This is a genomic window from Mesorhizobium sp. M0478 (genome assembly GCF_040321305.1).
In the GTDB taxonomy this organism is placed as follows: Bacteria; Pseudomonadota; Alphaproteobacteria; order Rhizobiales; family Rhizobiaceae; genus Mesorhizobium.
The window spans coordinates 300,806-323,559 of the sequence record NZ_JAMYRH010000002.1; the positions used below are offsets into that span (position 1 = coordinate 300,806).

General features: G+C 63.5%; 18 protein-coding genes. 17 read left to right on the top strand and 1 reads right to left on the bottom strand.

Going from position 1 to position 22,754, the window contains the following annotated elements; genetic code table 11:
- Position 1: 1 nt before the first annotated feature.
- From NKI64_RS05850 to NKI64_RS05880, 7 genes are all read left to right on the top strand, one after another.
- The gene (locus NKI64_RS05850; protein ID WP_352510422.1) at positions 2–922 is read left to right on the top strand and encodes an ABC transporter permease; all 921 of its coding nucleotides are present in this window, start codon (positions 2–4) and stop codon (positions 920–922) included.
- Entirely contained in the window at positions 915–1,715 is an 801-nt protein-coding gene (locus NKI64_RS05855; protein WP_023828189.1) for an ABC transporter permease, read from the top strand. The genes NKI64_RS05850 and NKI64_RS05855 overlap by 8 nt, the downstream gene beginning before the upstream one ends.
- 23 nt (positions 1,716–1,738) lie before the next feature.
- Positions 1,739–2,773, top strand: coding sequence for an ABC transporter substrate-binding protein (locus tag NKI64_RS05860; protein ID WP_023671767.1), 1,035 nt, complete (start codon positions 1,739–1,741; stop codon positions 2,771–2,773).
- A 62-nt stretch (positions 2,774–2,835) separates the two neighbouring features.
- Entirely contained in the window at positions 2,836–4,032 is a 1,197-nt protein-coding gene (locus NKI64_RS05865; RefSeq protein WP_352666967.1) for a serine hydrolase domain-containing protein, read from the top strand.
- 33 nt (positions 4,033–4,065) lie between these two features.
- The gene (locus NKI64_RS05870; RefSeq protein WP_352666970.1) at positions 4,066–5,247 is read left to right on the top strand and encodes a serine hydrolase domain-containing protein; all 1,182 of its coding nucleotides are present in this window, start codon (positions 4,066–4,068) and stop codon (positions 5,245–5,247) included.
- A gap of 114 nt (positions 5,248–5,361) precedes the next feature.
- Positions 5,362–7,683 carry a Tex family protein gene (locus tag NKI64_RS05875; protein WP_023683462.1) on the top strand — a complete coding sequence of 774 codons (2,322 nt, stop codon included), beginning with the start codon at positions 5,362–5,364 and terminating at the stop codon, positions 7,681–7,683.
- Positions 7,684–7,732: 49 nt separating this feature from the next.
- Positions 7,733–7,915, top strand: coding sequence for a hypothetical protein (locus tag NKI64_RS05880; protein WP_023671771.1), 183 nt, complete (start codon positions 7,733–7,735; stop codon positions 7,913–7,915).
- Between the two features lie 11 nt (positions 7,916–7,926).
- Here the strand turns inward: NKI64_RS05880 and NKI64_RS05885 are convergent, their stop codons facing one another.
- Entirely contained in the window at positions 7,927–8,838 is a 912-nt protein-coding gene (locus tag NKI64_RS05885; RefSeq protein ID WP_286439811.1) for a LysR family transcriptional regulator, read from the bottom strand.
- 106 nt (positions 8,839–8,944) lie between these two features.
- On the opposite strand from NKI64_RS05885, the gene NKI64_RS05890 reads away from it, so the two are divergent.
- From NKI64_RS05890 to NKI64_RS05935, 10 genes are all read left to right on the top strand, one after another.
- Positions 8,945–10,141 (top strand): acyl-CoA dehydrogenase, encoded by a 1,197-nt coding sequence (locus NKI64_RS05890; protein ID WP_352666973.1) that lies wholly within the window; start codon positions 8,945–8,947, stop codon positions 10,139–10,141.
- Positions 10,142–10,389: 248 nt separating this feature from the next.
- Positions 10,390–13,749, top strand: coding sequence for a transglutaminase family protein (locus tag NKI64_RS05895; protein WP_352666976.1), 3,360 nt, complete (start codon positions 10,390–10,392; stop codon positions 13,747–13,749).
- Positions 13,750–13,755: 6 nt separating this feature from the next.
- Complete coding sequence (locus tag NKI64_RS05900; RefSeq protein ID WP_023696879.1) at positions 13,756–16,167, top strand: circularly permuted type 2 ATP-grasp protein; 2,412 nt, start codon at positions 13,756–13,758, stop codon at positions 16,165–16,167.
- Position 16,168: 1 nt separating this feature from the next.
- On the top strand, positions 16,169–17,053 hold the full coding sequence (locus NKI64_RS05905; RefSeq protein ID WP_023683456.1) for a transglutaminase family protein: 885 nt from the start codon (positions 16,169–16,171) through the stop codon (positions 17,051–17,053).
- A 101-nt stretch (positions 17,054–17,154) separates the two neighbouring features.
- Positions 17,155–18,090, top strand: coding sequence for a glycosyltransferase family 2 protein (locus NKI64_RS05910; RefSeq protein ID WP_352666978.1), 936 nt, complete (start codon positions 17,155–17,157; stop codon positions 18,088–18,090).
- Positions 18,083–18,961 (top strand): glycosyltransferase family 2 protein, encoded by an 879-nt coding sequence (locus NKI64_RS05915; RefSeq protein WP_023707661.1) that lies wholly within the window; start codon positions 18,083–18,085, stop codon positions 18,959–18,961. Before NKI64_RS05910 ends, NKI64_RS05915 begins: the two co-directional genes overlap by 8 nt.
- On the top strand, positions 18,958–19,719 hold the full coding sequence (locus NKI64_RS05920; protein ID WP_023686315.1) for a hypothetical protein: 762 nt from the start codon (positions 18,958–18,960) through the stop codon (positions 19,717–19,719). The genes NKI64_RS05915 and NKI64_RS05920 overlap by 4 nt, the downstream gene beginning before the upstream one ends.
- Positions 19,720–19,782: 63 nt before the next feature.
- The gene (locus NKI64_RS05925) at positions 19,783–20,883 is read left to right on the top strand and encodes a DNA topoisomerase IB (protein ID WP_023699740.1); all 1,101 of its coding nucleotides are present in this window, start codon (positions 19,783–19,785) and stop codon (positions 20,881–20,883) included.
- A gap of 82 nt (positions 20,884–20,965) precedes the next feature.
- Positions 20,966–21,340, top strand: coding sequence for a YciI family protein (locus NKI64_RS05930; protein ID WP_023671781.1), 375 nt, complete (start codon positions 20,966–20,968; stop codon positions 21,338–21,340).
- Positions 21,337–22,611 carry an RNA polymerase sigma factor gene (locus NKI64_RS05935; protein WP_023707663.1) on the top strand — a complete coding sequence of 425 codons (1,275 nt, stop codon included), beginning with the start codon at positions 21,337–21,339 and terminating at the stop codon, positions 22,609–22,611. The genes NKI64_RS05930 and NKI64_RS05935 overlap by 4 nt, the downstream gene beginning before the upstream one ends.
- Positions 22,612–22,754 lie beyond the last annotated feature (143 nt).

Below are 22,754 nucleotides of genomic sequence, written 5' to 3' on the forward strand. Positions count from 1 at the left end.
CATGGCGACCGCGGAACAAGTCGCCAAGGCAGCGCAGCGACGCGATGTGCGCGACCGCTGGCTGCTGTCAGCGCCAGCCTTGCTGGTGATCTTCCTCGCCGCGACCGGCCCCTTGCTGATCGTGCTGATCTACTCGTTCCTGACGCCTGGCCCCTATGGCGATGTGAAGTGGCAGTTCTCGCCCGATGCCTGGCTGTCGGTGTTCATGGAACGCGACATTTTCGACGATACGCTTTCGCTTGCGGCAGCGCACGTCACCATATTCTGGCGCTCGATCAAGTTGGCGGTGATAACGACGATCGCAACTTTGGCATTAGGGTTTCCAACCGCCTATTTCATGGCGACGCGCAGCGAGAAGACCAGGGATCTCTGGCTGTTCCTGATCACCATTCCGTTCTGGACCAACCTGCTGATCCGCACCTTCGCCGTGCTGCAGATCATCCGCAACGAAGGCATCATCAACACCATCCTGCTCAAGCTTGGTATCGTCTCAGCGCCGGTGCAGATCCTCTTCACCGACACGGCGATTCTGATCGGCATGGCATATGTCTATCTGCCGCTGATGGTGCTGCCGATCTATGCCAGCATGGAGAAGCTTGATTTTCGCCTCGTCGAGGCGGGCTACGACCTCTACGCGACCCGTTTCAAGGTATTGCGGAAGATCATTTTCCCGCTGGTCAAACCCGGCGTCATTGCCGGCTCCATCCTGGTCTTCATTCCAGCCCTTGGCGCCTATGTGACGCCGAGCGTGCTTGGCGGCGGCAAGAATATGATGCTGTCCAACCTGATCGAATTGCAGTTCGGCCAAGGCCGCAACTGGCCGCTCGGCTCGGCGCTGTCGATCACGGTGATGATCATCGTCATGGTGGCGCTGCTTGCCTATGTGCGCAATGCCGGCAAGTCGGGGGCGCGGCATGGCTAAGAACTTTTCCATCAAGCACCAGACCGGCTTCACGGTGATCGCTGCGACCTGTTTTATCGTGCTCTATCTGCCGATCATCGTGCTGGTCGCCTATGCCTTCAACGCGGCGAACTCGACGTCCGAATGGGGCGGCTTTTCGATGCGCTGGTTCCAGTCGGCTTGGCAGAACGTGCAAGTTATCGACGCAACGCTACGCTCGTTCCAGATCGGCGCCGTCGCTGCGGTGCTGTCGACAATCTTTGCCACCATGGCCGCGCTCGCCACCACGCGCACCGCGTCCTATCCGGGCCTCACCTTCAAATATGCGGCGATCAACCAGCCGCTGATGGTGCCCGAGATCGTCACCGGCGTGGCGCTGCTGATCTTCTTCTCGCGCATCAAGATCTTCACCGGCTATTCCGGCATCGGCTATCTGATCGCCGCGCACGCGGCGTTCTGCATCCCGTTTGCCTATCTGCCGATCCGGGCGCGGCTGGAAAACATGGACCTGACGCTGGAGCGCGCCGCCGCCGATCTGTACGCGACGCCGTGGAAGACCTTCCGCCGCATCACGCTGCCGCTTTTGTGGCCCGGCATACTGGCCGGACTGATGCTGGCCTTCGTGATCTCGCTCGATGACGTCGTCATCACCGAGTTTGTCAAATCGGGCGGCCAGGATACGCTGCCCACCTACATGCTCGGCCAGATCCGCCGCGGCATCACGCCTGAGATCAACGCGATATCGACCGCCTTCCTGCTGCTTTCGGTCGCGATCGTCACGTTGTTTTTCTTCGTCAGCAGGAAAAGAGACTGAACCGACAAATGGGAGCTAAAACCATGAACTGGAAAACAACGACAGCCGCCATCGGGTTGGCGCTGCTCGCAACGACGAGCCTGGCCCGCGCCGATGGCGAGCTGAACATTTACAATTGGGGCAACTATACCAGCCCCGATGTGATCAAAAAGTTCGAAGCCAAATACAACGTCAAGGTGACCATCACCGATTACGATTCCAACGATACGGCGCTCGCCAAGGTACGCCAGGGCGGCACCGGCTTCGACATCGCCGTTCCGTCGCAAACCTACGTGCCGATCTGGATCAAGGAGGGCCTCGTGCAGGAGACCGATCCGGGCAAGATGGAAAACTTCAAGAACGTGGCGCCGGAATGGGCCAATCCAGACTTCGACCCCGGCCGCAAATATTCCGTGCCGTGGGCGCTGGGCACCGTCGGCGTCGTCGTCAACACCGATGCCTACAAGGGACCAGCCGACAGCTGGGGCATCATCTTCAACACGCCGGACGAGCTGAAGGGCAAGACCAATGTCGTTCCCGAGATGAATGACGTTATCTTCGCGGCGATCAAATATGTCGGCGGCCAGCAGTGCACCGACGACAAGACGGTGCTGAAGAAGGTGCGCGACACGCTTGTCGCGGCCAAGCCGAACTGGATCGCCATGGAATACAACACCATCGAAAAGATGGGCGCCGGCGACTTCAAGGCGACCAGCGACTGGAACGGTTCGGCGCTGCGTCAGCGGCTGGCCAATCCGGCCATCCATTACAATTATCCGAAGGAAGGCTACGGCCTGTGGAGCGATAACGTCGTCGTTCTCAAGGAAGCCAAAAATGTCGAGAACGCCAAGCTGTTCCAGAACTTCATCATGGATCCGGAAAACGCGGCCGGCCTCTCGGCCTTCCATCGCTACGCAAACGCCATTACCGGCTCGGACAAGTACATGCCGGCCGATATGAAGGATGCCCCGGAAGTCGTCATTCCGGAGGCTGCGAAGGCACAAGGCGAATTCCAGAAGATGTGCGCGCCTGAGATCCAGGACATCTACACCAAGATCTGGACCGAACTGCAGAAATAACCGCAGTCTGACAGACCCGGCGGCATGCGCCGCCGGGTCTTTTCTTTTCCGGAATGGCTTTCATGGACTCCTATCGCAACAGCGATCCGCGGCCGTCGATCATGCAGGGCTCGCCGCCTCAAATGGTGCTGCCGAAGCTCGACTGGGACCGGCCGCCATGGAATCGCTGGGCCTTCCAACACATCCGCGAATTCCTGCCGACCATCGAGGTCTGGCGCGGTAATGGCCATCGCCATCGTCTTGAGCGCGCAGAGACCGATCTCGACGCGCTGCCGGTGGAAGACAGCAAGGGCCGTCCGACGACGCTCGTTGGCCTGCTCGACGAGACCTACACGGACGGCTTCCTGGTGCTCAAAGACGGCAAGGTCGCCTATGAGCGCTATTTCAACGGCATGGCCGAGCGCACGCTGCATCTGTCGCAGTCGATGGCGAAGTCGGTAACAGGCACCGTGTTCGGTATTCTGGTTGGGCGCGGCTTGATCGACCCGGCCAAACCGGTGACCGCCTATCTGCCGGAGCTCGGCGCGACCGGCTGGGACGGCGCCAGCGTGCAGCATGTGCTGGATATGACCACCGGCGTGCGGTTTTCCGAGGAATACACCGACCGTTACTCCGACATCGGCCAGGTTGATGTCGCCACGGGCTGGAAGCCGGTGCCGCCGGACAGCGATCCGGATTTCCAATGGCCGCCGCATCTGTTCGAGTTGATCCTGCAGCTGAAGGACAAGGTGCGGCCGCATGGCGCCGCGTTCGAGTACCGCTCGATCGAGACCGACGTGCTTGCCTTCATCATGGAGCGGGTCACCGGTAAACGGCTGGCGCAGTTGGTGTCCGAGGAGCTGTGGCAAAAGCTCGGCGCCGACGAGAGCGCCTGCTTCACGGTCGACAGCGCCGGCTATGCGCTGGCCGATGGCGGCTTCAACGCGACGCTGCGAGACTACGCCCGCTTCGGCCAGTTGATCCTCGACAATGGCCGCGGCATCGTGCCGGCCGACTGGGTCGAGGCGACGCGCAACGGCAGGCATGCGCCGGATTTCAATCCGAGCCTGCCGGAGGGCAGCTACCGCAACCAGTTCTGGATCGAAAACCCGCGCTCACGCGCGCTGATGTGCCGGGGCGTGTTCGGGCAGATGATCCATATCGACTGGGACACCGGCATGGTCGTGGTCAAGCTTTCAAGCTATCCGGATTTCAGCAATGTCGCCTATTCGGTGGCAACGCTGAAGGCGGTGCACGCCATCGCCAAGGCGCTTGGTTGACCCACAACAAATCATCCCTCCGAGGAAACGTTCATGACTGGCAAGACTGCGTTCGAGACCCGCTACGGCTTTGCCCGCAATGAGGTGCTGCTCTCCAAGTGGCGCGAAAACCCCTTCAACCGCTGGTCGTTCCAGAACCTTGGCGAACTGGTGCCGACCGCTCCCGTGGCGGCGACGCCGGGAAGCGTCGAAGCGCCGGTGCGGGACCTGAGCGGCCTGCTCGGCGAAAAGGTTTCGATCGCCAGCGCCCCGGAAACGGTGGCCGAATTCCTCACACGTTCGAGCAGCGACGCGCTGACGGTGATGAAGGCTGGCAAGGTCATCGGCGACTGGTTCGCGCCCAATATGGATTTCGGCGCCCGTCACATCATCTTTTCGATCAGCAAATCGGTCACCGCGATCATCGCCGGAATACTGGAAGGCGAGGGCGTGTTCGACCCGGAAGCGCCGGTGACCCAGTACATTCCGGAAGCCGTCGGTTCGGCCTATGCCGATGCAAGCTGCCGGCATGTGCTCGACATGAGCGTCAGCCTCGACTTCGAGGAGGCCTATCTCGATCCCGAAAGCGCCTTTGCCCGTTACCGTCGCGCCACCCTGTGGAACCCGGGCGGCGGCACTGAAAGCTTGCGCGAATTCATTCTGACCTTGCAGCGGCTCGAAGAACCGCACGGCAAAACCTTCCGCTACCGTTCGCCCAATTCCGATCTGCTCGGCCTGCTGCTCGAACGAGCTTCCGGCCAGCGCTTCCCGGACCTGATGCGCGAGAAACTGTGGCTACCGCTGGGTGCTGTCAGCGAGGCTTCGATCGGCGTCGACATGGAAGGTACGGCGCGCACCGCCGGCGGCATTTCGGTGACGCCGCGCGACCTGGCGCGTATCGGCGAGATGATGCGGCAGGGCGGCACGGCCAATGGCCGGCGCATCGTGCCGGAAGGCTGGGTGCGCGATACGACCGTTGCCGGCGGCAGCGCGGAGGCCTGGCAGCGCGGCACGATGGTGCATCTGTTCCCGAAGGGCCGCTATCGCAACAAGTGGTACCAAACGGGTGCGGCAAACGGTGCTTTCTGCGGCATCGGCATCCACGGCCAATGGCTCTACGTCGATCCGAAGATGGAAGTGGTGATTGCAAAAATGGGGTCGCAGCCGGTGCCTGAAGATTATCCGCTCGAACGCGAGATCGTTGCCTTTTTCGAGGCGCTGAGCGGGATGGTCTGAGGACGAGCCAAAGCAAGGCGCTTTCCTGTGGACCTCTTTGACGCTTGAGAACACTGCGGTTGGCGTGACGGACATCAGCGCCTATGGTCGCCGCTCTTTGCGACAGGGACCAGCATGGCAGCAGACAGCAAACGCATCGCATCCATCATCGCGGCAGAGATCGGGGCGCGGTCGGAGCAGGCATCGGCAGCTATAGGGCTGCTCGATGAGGGCGCGACGGTGCCGTTCGTGGCGCGCTACCGCAAGGAGGTCACCGGCGGGCTCGACGACACGCAATTGCGCGACCTTGCCGAGCGGCTGGCCTATCTGCGCGAGCTCGATGCGCGGCGCGATACGATCCTTGGTTCGATTCGCGAGCAGGGCAAGCTGACCGACGAACTTGAGGCCAAAATTGTGGCTGCCGCCACCAAGGCTGAACTGGAAGACATCTACCTGCCCTACAAGCCCAAGCGCCGCACCAAGGCCGAGATCGCCCGGGAGCGCGGGCTGGGGCCATTGGCGGAGGCTATTTTGGCCAACCGGTCGTTGGTGCCCGCCGAGGCGGCGCTGGCTTATGTGACCGAGGATGTGGCCGACGCCAAGGCCGCACTGGAAGGCGCACGCGACATCCTGTCGGAACAGTTTGCGGAAAATGCCGATCTGGTCGGCAAATTGCGAACCTACATGAAGGAGCGCGCTTTCATGCGTGCCCGTGTCGTCGACGGTAAGCAGGAGGCCGGGGCGAAATTCTCCGACTATTTCGAGCATGTCGAGCGCTGGGCCAATGTTCCGAGCCACCGTGCGCTGGCCATGCTGCGCGGCCGCAACGAAGAGGTGTTGTCGCTCGACATCGAGGTCGATGCCGACGATGCCTCGCCGGTGAAGCCGGTCGAGCGGATGATCGCCAACGCCTACGCCATCGGCGGCAGCCTGCCGGGCGACCGCTGGCTGATGGAAGTCGCCGGCTGGACCTGGCGGATCAAGCTTTCGCTGCACCTGACGCTCGATTTGATGCGCGACCTGCGCGAGCGGGCGGAGGAAGAGGCGATCCATGTCTTTGCACGCAACCTCAAGGATTTGCTGCTGGCAGCGCCCGCCGGATCGCGGCCGACCATGGGGCTCGATCCCGGCATCCGCACCGGCGTCAAGGTCGCGGTGGTAGATGGCACCGGCAAGGTGCTGGCGACGACGACGGTCTATCCATTTCCGCCGCGGAACGATGTGCGCGGCACACAGGCGGAGCTCGCCAAGCTCATCCGCCTGCACAAGGTCGAGCTGATCTCGATCGGCAACGGCACCGGCAGCCGCGAGACTGAAAAGCTGGTCGCCGACATGCTGTCCGATATGCCTTCGGATGGCGGGCCGAAGCCGCTCAAGGTGATCGTCAGCGAAGCCGGCGCCTCGGTCTATTCGGCCTCGGCGACAGCGGCGGCTGAGTTCCCCGGGCTCGACGTGTCGCTGCGCGGTGCGGTGTCGATCGCCAGGCGCCTGCAGGACCCGCTCGCCGAACTGGTCAAGATCGAGCCAAAATCGATCGGCGTTGGCCAGTACCAGCATGATGTCGACCAGTACCGGCTTGGCCGCTCGCTGGAGGCGGTGGTGGAGGACGCGGTCAATGCCGTCGGCGTCGATCTCAACACTGCCTCGGCGCCGCTTTTGGCCCGCGTGTCAGGCCTGGGCGCGTCGCTTGCCGATGCCATTGTCGCGCATCGCGATGCGACCGGGCCGTTCGCCAGCCGCAAGGAGCTGCTCAAGGTAGCGCGGCTCGGACCGCGCGCGTTCGAACAGTCCGCAGGCTTCCTGCGCATTGCCAATGGCAGCGAGCCGCTCGACGCCTCGTCGGTCCATCCGGAAGCCTACGGCGTGGCCAAGAAGATCGTAGCCGTCTGCGGTCGCGATGTGCGCTCGCTGATGGGAGACAGTGCCGCGCTCAAGGCGCTCGATCCGCGCGTCTTCGTCGACGAACGGTTCGGCCTGCCGACGGTGCGCGACATCATTGCGGAGCTGGAAAAGCCCGGCCGCGACCCGCGCCCCGGCTTCAAGACGGCGACCTTTGCCGAGGGCGTCGACGATATCAAGGATCTGAAGCCCGGCATGCTTCTCGAAGGCACCGTCACCAATGTCGCGGCCTTCGGCGCCTTCGTCGATATCGGCGTGCACCAGGACGGGCTGGTGCATGTCTCGCAACTGGCCGATCGTTTCATCAAGGACGCGCATGAGGTGGTGAAGGCGGGCGATGTGGTGAAGGTGCGGGTCGTCGATGTCGACATCAAGCGCAAGCGCATCGCGCTGTCCATGCGCAAGGACGGCGGCGAGGGCGGGACGCCGAAGGGGCCGCGCGACAATGGCGGCGGCAAGCCGGCGCAACCTTCGCCGATGCCGCAGCGTCAGCCGGAAGGACCGGCACAGCAAGGCGCGTTTGGCGCAGCACTGGCCGATGCCTTGAAGCGGAAGTAGCCTCGAATGGTTCCTTGCAATCCCATCCTTGTGTGGAGATACGCGCGATATGGCAAGTTTCGAGAAAGTGAGTGTCCAAGAGTTGGGGCGTCTTTGGGACGAGGGCATGGCGAGTGGCAGTTCGGTCGATGGAGACCAGGCTTTCGCCCGGATCAAAAGCAAGCTCGATGCGAAAGTTGCCGAACGCAAGTCGCAAAAACGCTGCGCTTCCAGCCGGAAACCGAGTCGATGAAGCGGCAGTAGCTACCAGGCCAGAACGGCCGGTTCCTTCTCAACCTGGCCCAGCAGCCAGTCGCGAAAGCTGACGACGGGCGGGTGGCCGCGCTTGTCGTTCGGGACGACGAGGTAGTAGGCGCTGCGGCTTTGCATCGGCTGTCCCGGCGCCTGCACGAGCTGACCGCGCTGCAATTCGCCGGCGATAAGAACTTGCGGCAGGAGCGCGACGCCAAGCCCCGCCATGCAGGCTTGGGCAACGGTGCCGAATTGCTCGAACTGCATGCCGGGTCCGATCGGTGCGCTCAAGCCCTGTTCCTCGAACCATTCGCCCCAGGCGCCAGGGCGCGTCGCCATGTGCAGCAGCGGCAGGCGGCTGATGTCGGCCGCCGTGGTGATATCGCGGCTGGCAAGGAAGTCGGGCGAAACCACCGGCATCACGGTTTCGCGCATCAACAATGTGGAATCGGCGTCCGGCCAGTCGGGCTGGCCATGATGGATGGCGGCGTCGAGCCGCTCGCGGGCGAAGTCGAAGCGGCCGATGCGGGTGACAAAGTTGATGGTGATGTCAGGGTTTTCTGCGACGAAATCCGGGATCAGCGGCATCAGCCAGCGCGTGCCGAAGGTCGGCAGTATGGCGAGGTTCAGCATGCCGCTATGCCGATTGCTCATCAATCCGAGCGCGGCGTCGCGCAATTGCCCGAGTGCCGCCCGCACGGCTTCGGCATAGATTTCGCCCGCCGTGGACAGCCGAACATTGCGGCTGTCGCGCTCGAACAGCCGGCGGCCGAACTGTTCCTCCAGAAGGGCTATCTGGCGGCTGACGGCCCCTTGGGTCAAATCGAGTTCCTGGGCGGCAGCGGTGAAGGAGCCAAGGCGGGCCACGGCCTCGAAGGCGGCAAGGGCGCTGGTGCTGGGCAAAAGCCGGCGTTGGACGTTCATGATCCATTACTAAACCTCATTGATCGGTGATGCAATTTTGTTTGATTTTTCCGAAGCGAAGGCGGATAAGCCCGAGCACTTCAAGATTTTGGGAGAGAGCGAAGCCATGGCCGCCGACAAGAACGCGTTCGTTTGGGAAGACCCCTTCCTGATCGAGAACCAGCTTTCCGAGGATGAGCGCATGGTGCGCGATGGCGCGGCCGCCTTTGCCGCCGACAAGCTCGCGCCGCGCATCGAGGAGGCCTATCTCGAGGAAAAGACCGATGCCGGCATCTTTCGCGAGATGGGCGAGGCCGGCCTGCTCGGCATCACCATCCCTGAGGAATATGGCGGGCTCGGCGCCAATTACGTCACCTACGGGTTGGTGGCGCGCGAGGTCGAGCGGGTCGATTCCGGCTACCGCTCGATGATGTCGGTGCAATCGTCGCTGGTGATGTACCCCATCCATGCCTATGGCACGGAAGAGCAGCGCAAGAGATACCTGCCGAAGCTGGCTTCGGGCGAATGGATCGGCTGTTTTGGCCTGACCGAGCCGGATGCCGGTTCCGATCCGGGCGGCATGAAGACGCGGGCCGAGAAGACTGCGAACGGCTACAAGATTTCCGGCTCGAAAATGTGGATATCCAACGCGCCGATCGCCGACGTGTTCGTGGTCTGGGCGAAGCTGAAGGGCGACAACGGCAAGGACGAAATCCGCGGTTTCGTGCTGGAGAAGGGCATGAAGGGGCTGTCGGCGCCGAAGATCGGCGGCAAGCTCAGCCTTAGGGCCTCGATCACCGGCGAGGTGGTGATGGAAGGCGTCGAGCTTGGCGAAGACGCGCTGCTGCCCAACGCCAGGGGCCTCGGCGGCCCATTCGGCTGCCTCAACCGGGCCCGCTACGGCATTTCCTGGGGCGCGATGGGCGCCGCCGAGGATTGCTGGCACCGGGCCCGGCAGTATGGACTCGACCGCAAGCAGTTCGGCAAGCCGCTCGCCGGCACGCAGCTGTTCCAGAAAAAGCTCGCCGACATGCAGACCGAGATCGCGCTGGGCCTGCAGGGCTCGCTGCGCGTCGGGCGGCTGATGGATGAAGGCAAGATGGCCCCGGAAATGATCTCGATCGTCAAGCGCAACAATTGCGGCAAGGCGCTCGACATCGCGCGCCAGGCCCGCGACATGCATGGCGGCAACGGCATCCAGATCGGCTACCACGTCATGCGCCATGCGCAGAATTTGGAGACGGTCAACACCTATGAAGGCACGCATGACGTGCATGCGCTGATTTTGGGACGGGCGCAGACGGGGATACAGGCGTTTTTCTAAGCTGTGCCGAATTCAAGTGAGGCCGGCCTGCAAATGGCCGATACCTGCGCTTCCGGTGCTCGCGTGCCAAAAGTACGCTCTGCTCCGGTTCTCGGTATCAGCCATTTTCGATTCGGCCTGACCTGAATCTCGACACAGCGTAGCCGGCTTCGGCTGCTTAATTTAGGTGCAGCGCAACATCTCTGCTTGGAGAATGGCCAATAGATGTGTCAGGGTTCGGCTGAAGAAACGCCGATCTCCGGGGCCCCATGGCAATACTGGCAGCCGTCTACCACCTGACCCATTACAAATATGACCGGCCGGTGGTTCTCGGGCCCCAGGTCATCAGGCTGCAGCCGGCACCGCATTCCCGCACCAAGGTGCTCAGCCATTCGCTGAAGGTCGGGCCGGCGAACCACTTCGTCAATCTGCAGCAGGACCCCTACGGCAATTTCCTGGCCCGCTTCGTCTTCCCGGAACCAGTGACGGAATTGAAGATCGAGGTCGATCTCGTCGCCGACATGACGGTCTACAATCCGTTTGATTTCTTCGTCGAGCCATCGGCCGAGACCTTCCCGTTCGAGTACCCCGAAGACATCAGGGACGATCTCGCCATCTACCGCACGCCGGAGCCGGCGGGGCCGCTGCTGTCGGCTTTCCTCGCAACCATCGACCGTAGCGCCACCAACACCGTCAATTTCGTCGTCGACCTCAATGCGCGGCTGCAGCGGGAGATCGCCTATATCCTGCGGATGGAAACCGGCGTGTTCTCGCCGGAGGAAACGCTGGCCGCGAAAAAGGGATCGTGCCGGGATTCGAGCTGGCTGCTGGTGCAAATTCTCAGGAATCTCGGCCTCGCCGCGCGTTTCGTCTCAGGCTATCTGATCCAGCTGAAGCCCGATCTGGTCGCGCTCGATGGCCCAGCCGGAACCGCCGTCGACTTCACCGACCTGCACGCCTGGTGCGAGGTCTATCTGCCGGGCGCCGGCTGGATCGGCTTCGATCCGACGTCCGGCCTGCTCACCGGCGAAAGCCATGTGCCGCTGGCGGCCACGCCGCATTTCCGCAACGCCGCGCCCATTTCCGGCATGGCGAGCTTTGCCAATGTCGAGTTCGGCTTCGACATGCGTGTCGACCGCATTGCCGAACATCCGCGCATCACCAAGCCATTCTCGGACGAAAGCTGGCAGGCGCTGGATGCGCTGGGCAACAAGGTCGACGCCGCACTTCAAGCGGGTGATGTCAGGCTGACCATGGGCGGCGAGCCGACCTTTGTGTCGATCGACGATTTCGAGTCCGCCGAGTGGAACACCGCCGCCGTCGGCCCGACCAAGCGCGAAAAGGCCGATGCGCTGATCCGTAAATTGCGCGAACGCTTCGCGCCGGGCGGCTTCCTCCACTACGGCCAGGGCAAATGGTATCCGGGCGAAAGCCTGCCGCGCTGGACCTTTTCGCTCTATTGGCGCACCGACGGCCAGCCGGTGTGGAGCGATCCGTCGCTGATCGCACGCGAAAAGAGCGATGCAAAGGTGGGGCCGCAGCAGGCCGAGAGCTTGCTGACGGCAATCGCCGGCGAACTCGGCATCGACAAGGCGATGGTCAGCGAGGCCTATGAGGACCCGGCCGAATGGCTGCTGAAGGAAGGCAAGCTGCCCGACAATGTCGATCCGTCCAACTCCAAGCTGGAAGACCCGGAAGAGCGCAGCCGCATGGCGAAAGTGTTCGAGCGCGGGCTGACCAAGCCGTCGGGCTACGTGCTGCCGGTGCAGCGCTGGAACAGCCAGGCTTCGGACCCGCGCTGGCGCTCGGAGAAGTGGAAGACACGGCGCGGGCGGCTGTTCCTGGTGCCGGGCGATTCCCCAGTCGGTTACCGCCTGCCGCTGGGCACGCTGCCCTATGTGCCGCCGGCGCAGTTCCCCTATATTGTGCCGGTCGATCCGTCGCTGCCGCGTGGACCGCTGCCGGCGCGGGAAGCCATACTGCCAGAACCGGCTCCGGCCGAACTGGAAGGCGCCGACGAGATGGCGCGGCGCCAGCAGGCGGTATCGTTCACTGCGACGACCGGCCAGCAAGACCGGGTGGAGCAGGAGATCACCGAGATCGGCGGCGCGGTGCGTACAGCACTTTCGGTCGAGCCGCGCGACGGGCGGCTTTGCGTGTTCATGCCGCCGGTCGAGGCGCTGGAAGATTATCTCGAACTGGTCGCAGCCGCAGAAAACGCGGCCAAGGCGATCCGCCTTCCCGTGCATATCGAAGGCTATGGACCGCCGCACGATCCGCGCCTCAACGTCATCAGGGTGGCACCCGATCCCGGCGTCATCGAGGTCAACATCCATCCGGCTGCCAACTGGCAGGACTGCGTGGCGACGACGACGGCGATTTACGAGGAAGCACGGCAGACACGGCTTGGCGCCGACAAGTTCATGATCGATGGCCGCCACACCGGTACCGGCGGCGGCAACCATGTTGTGGTCGGCGGCGCAACGCCCAATGACAGCCCGTTCCTGCGCCGGCCCGATTTGTTGAAGAGCCTGGTGCTACAATGGCAGCGGCGCCCGTCGCTGTCTTATCTATTCTCCGGCCTGTTCATCGGCCCGACCAGCCAGGCGCCGCGCTTCGACGAGGCGCGGCATGACTCGCTTTACGAACTCGAGATCGCGATGGCGCAGGTGCCGCATCCCGACCAGGGCAACGCACCGCTGCCTTGGCTGGTGGACCGACTGTTCCGAAATCTGTTGACTGACGTCACCGGCAATACGCACCGCTCGGAAATCTGCATCGACAAGCTGTTTTCGCCCGATGGCCCGACCGGCCGGCTTGGGCTTGTCGAGTTCCGCGGTTTCGAGATGCCGCCCAATGCGCGCATGTCGCTAGCGCAGCAATTGCTGGTGCGCGCCATCATCGCCCGTGCGTGGAAGAACCCGCTTGATGGCCGCTTCGTGCGCTGGGGCACCTCGCTCCATGACCGTTTCATGCTGCCGCATTATGTCTGGGCGGATTTCCTCGACGTGCTCGACGACCTCAAGCTCAACGGTTTCGAATTCCGGCCGGAATGGTTCGATGCCCAGCTGGAGTTCCGCTTTCCGTTCTGCGGCGAAGTCCAGCATGCCGGCATCAAGCTGGAACTGCGGCAGGCGCTGGAGCCGTGGCATGTGATGGGTGAGCAAGGGGCCATCGGCGGCACCGTGCGCTTCGTCGATTCCTCGGTCGAACGGCTGCAGGTCAGGACCGAAGGCCTCAACCCGGAACGTCATGCCATTGTCTGCAATGGCCGAATCGTGCCGATGAAGGTCACCGACAATCGCGAGGTCGCGGTGGCCGGTGTGCGCTTCAAGGCCTGGCAGCCTTCGTCGGGCCTGCATCCGGCGCTGCCGGTCAACACGCCTTTGGTCTTCGACATTTACGACCGTTGGACGGGGCGGGCGGTGGGCGGCTGCGTCTACCATGTCGCGCATCCAGGTGGGCGCAGCTACGACACGTTCCCGGTCAACGGCAATGAGGCCGAGGCGAGGCGTCTCGCCCGCTTCGAGCCGCGCGGCCATACGCCGTCGGCCTATGTGCTGCGCAATGAAGAAGCCTCTGAAGACTTCCCCATGACCCTTGACCTCAGGCGGCCAGCAAGACTCTGATCAGCGATGGCAAAGGGGAATCAGAAAAAGGTCCGCGGCAAGCCGCTGAGGCACAGTCTGCTGGAGCACTACCAGCCGATTGACGGCGTCGTCGACGAGATGGTCGATGCTTCGGGCCATCCGCGTCCGGCCTGGGCGCCCTTCATCGAGGCGCTGGAGGAGCTGGGTCCCGAAAAGCTGGGCCAGCGCTTTGCCCGCGCCGACCAGTATCTGCGCGACGCCGGCGTTTATTATCGCGTCTACGACAAGGCCGGCGCCAACGAGCGCGAATGGCCACTGGCGCATATCCCGCTGCTGATCGAAGACAAGGAATGGGCCGGGATCAGCGCCGGTCTCGTCCAGCGCGCCGAGCTTTTCGAGGAGATAGTCGCTGATATTTACGGGCCGAACCGGCTGATCGAGAAGGGAATCCTGCCGGCAGGCCTGATTGCGGCGAGCCCCGAATATTTGCGCCCCGTCGTCGGCACCATGCCGGCCAGCGGTCATTTCCTGCATTTTTGCGCCTTCGAGCTCGGCCGTGGACCGGATGGAAGCTGGTGGGTGCTGGGCGACCGCACGCAGGCACCGTCGGGCGCCGGCTTTGCGCTGGAAAACCGCGTCGCCACGACGCGGGCTTTGTCCGACATCTATGGCGAGATGCATGTGCATCGCCTGGCCGGTTTCTTCCGTCGCTTTCGCGATGCTCTGATCGGCATGGCGAAGGAGAATGACGGCCGCGTCGCCATTCTGACGCCGGGGCCGCTCAACGAGACCTATTATGAGCACGCCTATATCGCCCGCTATCTCGGCATCATGCTGCTCGAGGGCGAGGATCTGACCGTCGCCGGCGGCAAGCTGATGGTGCGCACGGTTTCGGGGCTGATGCCGATCAGCGTGCTGTGGCGGCGGCTCGATGCCGCCTTCGCCGATCCGCTGGAACTGCGGCCAGACTCGCATATCGGCACCCCGGGGCTGGTCGAGGCGATCCGCCGCGGCACGGTTTCGACGGTCAATGCGCTGGGTTCGGGCTTGATGGAAACCCGGGCGCTGCTCGCTTTCCTGCCGAAGATTTCGCGCGCATTGCGCGGCGAAGAACTTCTGTTGCCAAGCGTCGCCACCTGGTGGTGCGGGCAAGCAACCGAACGGGCCCATGTGCTTGCCAATATCGATCGCATGGTGATCGGTCCGGCGCTGTCGACGCGGCTGGCCTTCGAGGATGACGGCCAGACCAGGCTCGGTTCGGCACTGACGCCGGAGGAACGCATCGCGCTGATCGCGCGCATCGAGAGCGATGGCAGCGGTTTCGTCGGCCAGGAAGCGGTGACGCTGTCAACGACGCCGGTCTATGTCGGCGGCTGGCTGGAACCGCGACCGGCAAGCCTGCGCGTTTATCTGGCGCGCACGCCCGATGGCTGGACGGTAATGCCGGGCGGTTTCGCCCGTGTCGGCCTATCGCTCGACCCGACGGCCATCGCCATGCAGCGCGGCGGCCAGGCGGCCGACGTCTGGGTGGTCAGCGACCGGTCGGTCGAGCGCGAGACGCTGCTGCCGCAGGAGCATGACAGCTTCGTCCGCACCATGCCGGGCAGCCTGCCCAGCCGCGCGGCGGAAAACCTGACCTGGCTCGGCCGCTATATCGAGCGTTCGGAAGATACGGTGCGTATCCTGCGCGCCTATCATGTGCGGCTGGCCGAGACGTCCGATCCTGACATGCTGCTGCTCGCCGATATAAGGGACTATCTCGAACCCTTCGGCATCGATCTCGAAGCGGCCATTCCGCCCGGATTGATCGGCACGCTGGACAGCGCCGTCTACAGCGCCGGACAGATCCGCGACCGCTTTTCACCCGATGGCTGGCTGGCGCTGAAGGACCTGTCGAAGACCATTCATCAGTTCGCCACCACGGTGGCGCCGGGTGACGACGCGACACGGGCGATGACGGTCATGCTGCGCAAGTTGGCCGGCTTTTCCGGCCTGTTGCACGAGAATATGTACCGTTTCACCGGCTGGCGTTTCCTCGAGATCGGCCGGCGGATCGAGCGCGGCATCCAGATCGCCCGTACGCTAGCCCGACTGACAAGGTCCGGTGCGCCGGACGGCTCGCTCGACATGATGCTGGAGATCGGTGACAGCGTCATGACCCACCGCCGGCAATATCCGGTGCGGGCCGGACGGCGCACGGTGATCGACCTCTTGGCGCTCGACCCACTCAACCCGCGCTCGATCCTGTTCCAGCTCGAACGGCTGAAGGCGGAGATCGGCCTGTTGCCATCGGTTGGGCCGGAGGGGCATATGTCGGTCGCGGCCAAGGAAATCCTGCAGCTCAACACGGCAATTGCCGTCATGGAGCCATCGGAGATGTCGGCGGAGGTGCTGGACGATCTCGCAACTGAGATCGGCAACCTCTACAGCAGCCTGGCTAAAGCGTATTTCGGTTAACATGCTGTACGATATCAGGCTTCATCTCAGCTACGATTATGACGCCGCGGCCGGCGGCAGCCGGCATCAGGTGCGTGTATTGCCGCCGACCATTGCCGGCGTGCAGCGCGTGATCGCGGCCTCGCTTTCGTTTGTGCCGACCCCATCGGAGCGCACGGATTTTGCCGATTTCTTCGGCAACAATGTCACCGCGATCGCCTTTCGCGACGTCCATGACGGGCTCGACATCAGAATGAGCGCGCGCGTGTCGGTGTCACGGCCGGAGCCTGGGCTCGACGTGTCGCCCGATCTGCAGCGCCTGCGGGAAGAACTCGGCGCCGTACGGTCACTGGCGCCGGATGCACCGCATCACTTTCTCGCCGCCAGCGATCATGCCGGCATCGATGCGGCGATCACCGCCTATGCTCGCGACAGCGCCGGCGGCTCGACGGTCGGCATGGCCATCGATCTGTGCAACCGCATCCACCGCGACTTCACCTATGACGGGGAAGCGACCACGGTGCGTACCGGGGCCAGCGATGCCTTCCGTTTGAAGCGGGGCGTGTGCCAGGACTTCTCCCACATCATGATCGCCGGCCTGCGCGGTCTAGGTATTCCTGCGGGTTATGTCAGCGGCTTCCTGCGCACCATTCCACCGAAAGGGAAGCCGCGGCTCGAAGGCGCCGATGCCATGCATGCCTGGGTCAAGGTGTGGTGTGGGCGCGATGCCGGCTGGCAGGAATTCGACCCGACCAATGGCATGCGGGCCAGCAACGACCACATCACCGTTGGCTATGGCCGCGACTATTCCGACGTGGCTCCGATCGTCGGCGTGCTGAAAACCACCGGCGGCCAGGTCGGCGACCAGGCCGTCGACGTCATCCCGGTCGCGCTCGAGAAGGCCTGACAGCCTCGAAGCACAGCTTCTCAACAACGGCCATGCCCGCTATGCTCGGTCGAAACTTCGGGGAGGATCGGTCGGCAGGCATGCTGATGCGGAGTTCGGTATTGACGGCAATCAGTGTCATCATCCCGGCGCACAATGCGGCGGCAACCATTGCGGCCACGCTGGCCTCGCTTCGTTCCGAAGCCGAGGTTATCGGCGAGGTGCTGCTGGTCGACGATTCCTCCTCGGACGGGACGGCAGAAGCCGCGCTGAATGCCGCCACGCAATTCTCGTTGTCGTTGCGCGTGCTCAAGAGCAGCTGCCGGGACGCGGGCGGCTCCCGCAATGTGGCGCTGGCGCAGGCGCAATGCTCCTGGATCTACCTGATCGACGCCGACGACTTGCATCTGGAGGGCGGGCTGCGGTCGATGCTGGTCCGGGCGGGGGAGCAACCGGCCGCCGACATGGTGATCGGCGCCTACCGTCGGCGCACCGATGGCGAGAACCGGAACCTCAAGCTTCCAGCCGGCTACATAGAAGACGGTATAGCCAATGCCTCGGCCTATCTGGAAGGTCACATTCGCTCGATCGCCGTGGGCAGTGCGCTGGTTTCCCGGCGGGTCGTCGGCGACACGCGCTTCCCGACCGGGCTTGCCTATGACGAGGACACGCTGTTCTGGTCCAGGCTGATGGGCAGGGCGTCGCTTGCCCTGATCGTGCATCCCGTCATGATCTACCACGTTTCGGCAGTGCGTTCTGATGATCGCTTCATCACCAGGCCGGTGCGCCGCTTTCTCGACTGGCGGCTGGCGCTGCGCGAGCTGACTGACTGTGGCATCCCACTGTCGTCGCTAAAGACCAGGGAGGGGCTGGTCGCCCTCAAGATCGCCCGGGTTCACTATGCGCGCGGTGATCTGGAGACGGCGGCGCGGTTCCTGAGGATCGCGGCGGCGGCGCCGAAGGTGCGGTCGAACACCTGGCGCTGCAGGCGCTACCAGCTGAAGCTGGCGCTGCGGCGCTGGTTTTCCTCTCCGCGCGTCCAGTTGCAACGTGCCTGAATCAGCCCCGCCGCAGCTTGCCGTCATTGTCATCGGCTATCGCGCGCCGGCTCAAATCGTCGAGGCGGTGACATCCCTGCTGGATCAGGATGAGCCGCTCGAGATCATGGTGGTCAACTCGGGCGGAGGCGAGGTCATGGCGCTGCTGACCGGCGCCGGGGTCAAGGTGCCAGTGATCGAGGTCGGTCGAAGGCTGTTTGTAGGCGCAGCCCGCAATCTCGGCATTGCGGCCACCAAAGCGCCTTTCGTTGCCTTTCTTGCCGATGATTGCCTCGCCTGTTCGGGCTGGGCCGAGGCACGGATGCAGCGGCATCTGGCTGGCGACCGCGCCGTGGCGAGCGCGATGGTGAATAGCCATCCGCGCAATCTGATCGCCTGTGCGGCTCATCTGATCATGTTCATGCGACGGCTTCCCGGTCTGCCGTCGGATCGTGCGCTGCGTTACGGCGTGTCGTTCGATCGGCGGCTGTTCGATGAATATGGCTTGTTCGATGAAACCATGCCTGCTGCCGAAGACACCGAATTCCTGGGGCGCCTGCCGCAGGAACTGCAGCCGGTCTGGGAGCCTAAGGTACAAACCGTTCATCGCAACGAAACCCGGCTGTCCAGATTGCTTGCCGATCAGTACAGGCGCGGCTGTCGCCGCGGCGATTACCTCGCAGCGTTCGCCCTGAACACTCCGTTTCGGTGTTTTCGCGACACGTTTCGCGATCGGCGGAATGCCCGCAAGCTGGCGAAGATCGGGCTTTCCGAGCGGGATCGAACTTTCGCGATGATGTCGATGCCAATTGTCTGGCTTGCCCTGCTGGTCAAATCCGTGGGTGTCTATATTGGCGTGCGAAATCGCGTGAAAGCGGCAACAAGAAAATGATAACGAGCCAAATCAAGCCTCGACGCTGGCGACGGAGCCGACTGTTCTGGACGCGCCAGAGAACGGTCGCAGTTTTCAGCTATCGTTATGACGCGCATCTGGTTGCCGATCTGATCACCAATATCGATCCGGTCGTTGACGGCTGGATTGCCTATGACGATCGCGGGGCGACCGGCGTGTTCAGCAGCGAGCCGCAGCGGCGGCGGATCTTACTCGACGCAGCGCATGAAGCTGCCGCCGACTGGATCCTGGCTATTGATCCCGATGAGCGGCTGGAACGCGGTACCGCGGAGCGGATCGGACAGCTGACGGGGGATTACAGGCGCATGGCTTGGGGGTTCCGGCTCCGCGAATTGTATTCGCCGACCGAGTACCGGGTCGACGGGCTGTGGGCCGAAAAGTTCCAGTATCGTCTGTTCAGAGCCTACGATCCGGCGAAGTACCGACCAGAGGACCTGCACGGGCTCTGGTATCCTCCCGATCTTGGTTTCAAGGCCCGCAACAGCGGGCTCAACCTCTATCATTTAAAGATGATGGAGCCGAAGCGGCGGATCGCCCGCCGCAATCTCTACCACCACCTGGATCCAAAGGGGCTCCTGCAGGATGTGGGCTATGACTACCTTGCCGATGAGGCAGGGGCCGTGTTCGAACAGATTCCGCCCGGGCGCGACTACCATCCGCCTCACGTCGACGATGGCGGCCTCTGGATGGCCGTGCCGGCTGGTGCCACCATTGGTGGACCCGACCACATTCCATAGCAACGCGGTGGAACCAGCAGTCGGCCTGGCGCTTATCTACGAGAAAAATCTCGTGGAGCGGGCATGCTGGACAAATCTGGGACGCCATCCGGCCGGTCGGCGGCCGGACAGGGGGACGATGGGGCGCCGAAGAACGGCGCGCAGACCGCTGCCGAACAGGCCTCGCTCACCTATATCAGCGACAGCGAGCCGGGGATCCGGCGCCTGAAGGCGGGCGAAGGCTTTTCCTACAAGGGCGCGAAAGGACAGGCCGTCGGCGCGGCAGCCATTGCCCGCATCAAGGCGCTGGCCATTCCGCCGGCATGGACGGATGTGTGGATCTCGCCCGATCCCGCCGGCCACATCCAGGCGACCGGCCGCGACCAGCGCGGGCGCAAACAGTACCGCTACCATCCGCTGTGGGCCGCCGAGCGCGACGGCGCCAAATACTCCAGCCTTGTCGCCTTTGCCGAAAGCCTGCCGGAGTTGCGCCGCCGGATCGATGCCGATCTGCGCCGCCGCGGCCTGCCGGCCGAGCGCGTCGTGGCGGCAATTGTCTGGCTGCTCGACAACACGATGATCCGGGTCGGCAATGCCGCCTATGCCCGTGACAACAAGAGCTTTGGGCTGACGACGCTGCGCGACCGCCACGTCGACATCAAGGGATCTAGCCTGCGCTTTGCCTTCAAGGGCAAGTCCGGCAAGGAATGGAAATTGAAGCTGGTCGACCGCCGCATCGCCCGGGTCGTGCGCGGCGCGCAGGATATTCCGGGGCAGCAACTGTTCCAATATCTCGACGAGGACGGCGAGAGGCATGGGGTGCGTTCCGACGATGTCAACCGCTATATCCGCGACGCGATCGGCGCCAATTTCAGCTCCAAGCATTTCCGCACCTGGGGCGGTACCATCCATGCCGCGTCGCTGTTTGCGCGGACGGATCTTCCCGAAAGCCAGGCGCAGACCAAGCGTGTAATGAACGCCGTCATCGACAAGGTGGCCGAGCGGCTCGGCAACACACGCGCCGTCTGCCGCAAATGCTACATCCATCCACAGGTTTTCGAAGCCTGGGTGGAAGGGCGGCTGCTTAGCGAAATGACCGAGGCCAACAAGCGCAAGCGATCGATAGACGGTCTCGATGATGAAGAGGCTCTTGTGCTGAGATGGTTGAAGGCAAGCGAAGGCTGACAAAAATGGCGTAACTTTTTTGTCGACGCCATGTCGGCATAGGCCCTACTGTTTCGTCCTTTGAGACAGAAAAGGACGTCCCATGCTCTACGCTATCCTCTGCTATGCCTCCGAAGATGTCGTCTCCTCCTGGAGCAAGGCACAGGATGACGAGGTCATGGCAAAGCTCATGCATGTGCAGGAAAAATACGCTCAAGCCGGCCGGCTTGGGCCGGTGGCGCGGCTTTTGCCCACCACCGCCGCGACGACGCTGCGCAAGGTCAAGGGCGAATCGGTCGTCATCGACGGCCCGTTTGCCGAGACCAAGGAACAGTTCCTCGGCTTCTACACGCTGGAATGCGCCGATCTCGACGAAGCCGTCGACTTCGCGCGCGAGCTTTCCGAGGTCAATCCCAGCGGCGGATCCTATGAGATCCGACCGGTTTCCGTCTTCAACCCAACCAGAGTAGCCACATGACAGACCTCGCCTGGATAAGCTCGGCGATCAGCGCTGCCCGCCCGCAGGCTATGGGTGCGCTGCTGCGCTATTTCCGCAATCTCGATACGGCGGAGGAAGCTTTCCAGGACGCGTGCCTGAGGGCACTCAAGAACTGGCCGCAGAACGGGCCGCCGCGCGATCCTGCGGCCTGGCTGATCTTTGTCGGCCGCAACACCGGCATCGACGCGGTGCGCAAGCGCGCCAAGCAGGCGCCGATGCCGGAAGAGGACCAGATCTCGGACTTGGAAGATGCCGAGAGCGATATCGCCGAACGGCTGGACGGCGCGCACTACCGCGACGACATATTGCGGCTCTTGTTCATCTGCTGCCATCCGGATCTGCCGCCTACGCAGCAGATCGCGGTGGCGCTGCGCATCGTCTCCGGTCTCACCGTCAAGCAGATCGCGCGTGCGTTCCTGGTCGGCGAAAGCGCCATGGAACAGCGTATCACGCGCGCCAAGGCGCGCATTGCCGATGCCGGCGTGCCGTTCGAGACGCCCGGCGCGGTCGAGCGCTCGGAGCGGCTCGCCGCCGTTGCCGCCATGGTCTATCTGATCTTCAACGAAGGTTATTCCACCAACAGCGGCGAGGCGCCGGCGCGTGCGCCGCTTTGCGAGGAAGCGATCCGGCTGGCGCGCCTGTTGCTGCGGCTGTTCCAGACCGAGCCGGAGATCATGGGTCTGACGGCATTGCTTTTGCTGCAGCATGCGCGCGCGCCGGCCCGCTTCGACGAGAACGGCGAGATCGTGCTGCTCGACGACCAGGACCGCTCGCTGTGGAGCCGCAAGATGATCGACGAAGGCCTGGCGCTGGTCGACAAGGCCCTGCGCCACCAGAAGCCCGGACCCTACCAGGTGCAGGCGGCGATCGCCGCCCTTCATGCGCGGGCGGCAACCCCCGAGGAGACCGACTGGACAGAGATCGACCTGCTCTACAGCCTGCTGGAGGCGATGCAACCTTCGCCGGTGGTGACGCTGAACCGCGCGGTTGCGGTCGCCAAGGTGCGCGGGCCGGAAGCTGCCCTTGCCATGATCGAGCCGCTTGGCGAGAGGCTGTCCGGCTATTTCCACTTCTTCGGCCTCAAGGGCGGTCTGTTGATGCAGCTCGGCCGTGGCGAAGAGGCGCGTGTCGCCTTCGATCGCGCCATTGCGTTGGCCAACACGGCAGCGGAAGCCGCCCATATCCGCATGCATATCGACCGGCTGATGCGAGACGGAGCCGTGAAGGCGCCGGCGAAGACAGCGCACTAAGCCTGTTCCTCCTCTGGCTCAATCGTGCAATCTCGGCTTGGACCATGCCGGGGTGGCGATTTTCCCCTGAAACGAGTAATGGCACGCCATGACAGCGCTTGCGGCATGCGGGCGATAATGGCGCCAAGGCTCGACCGCCGCCC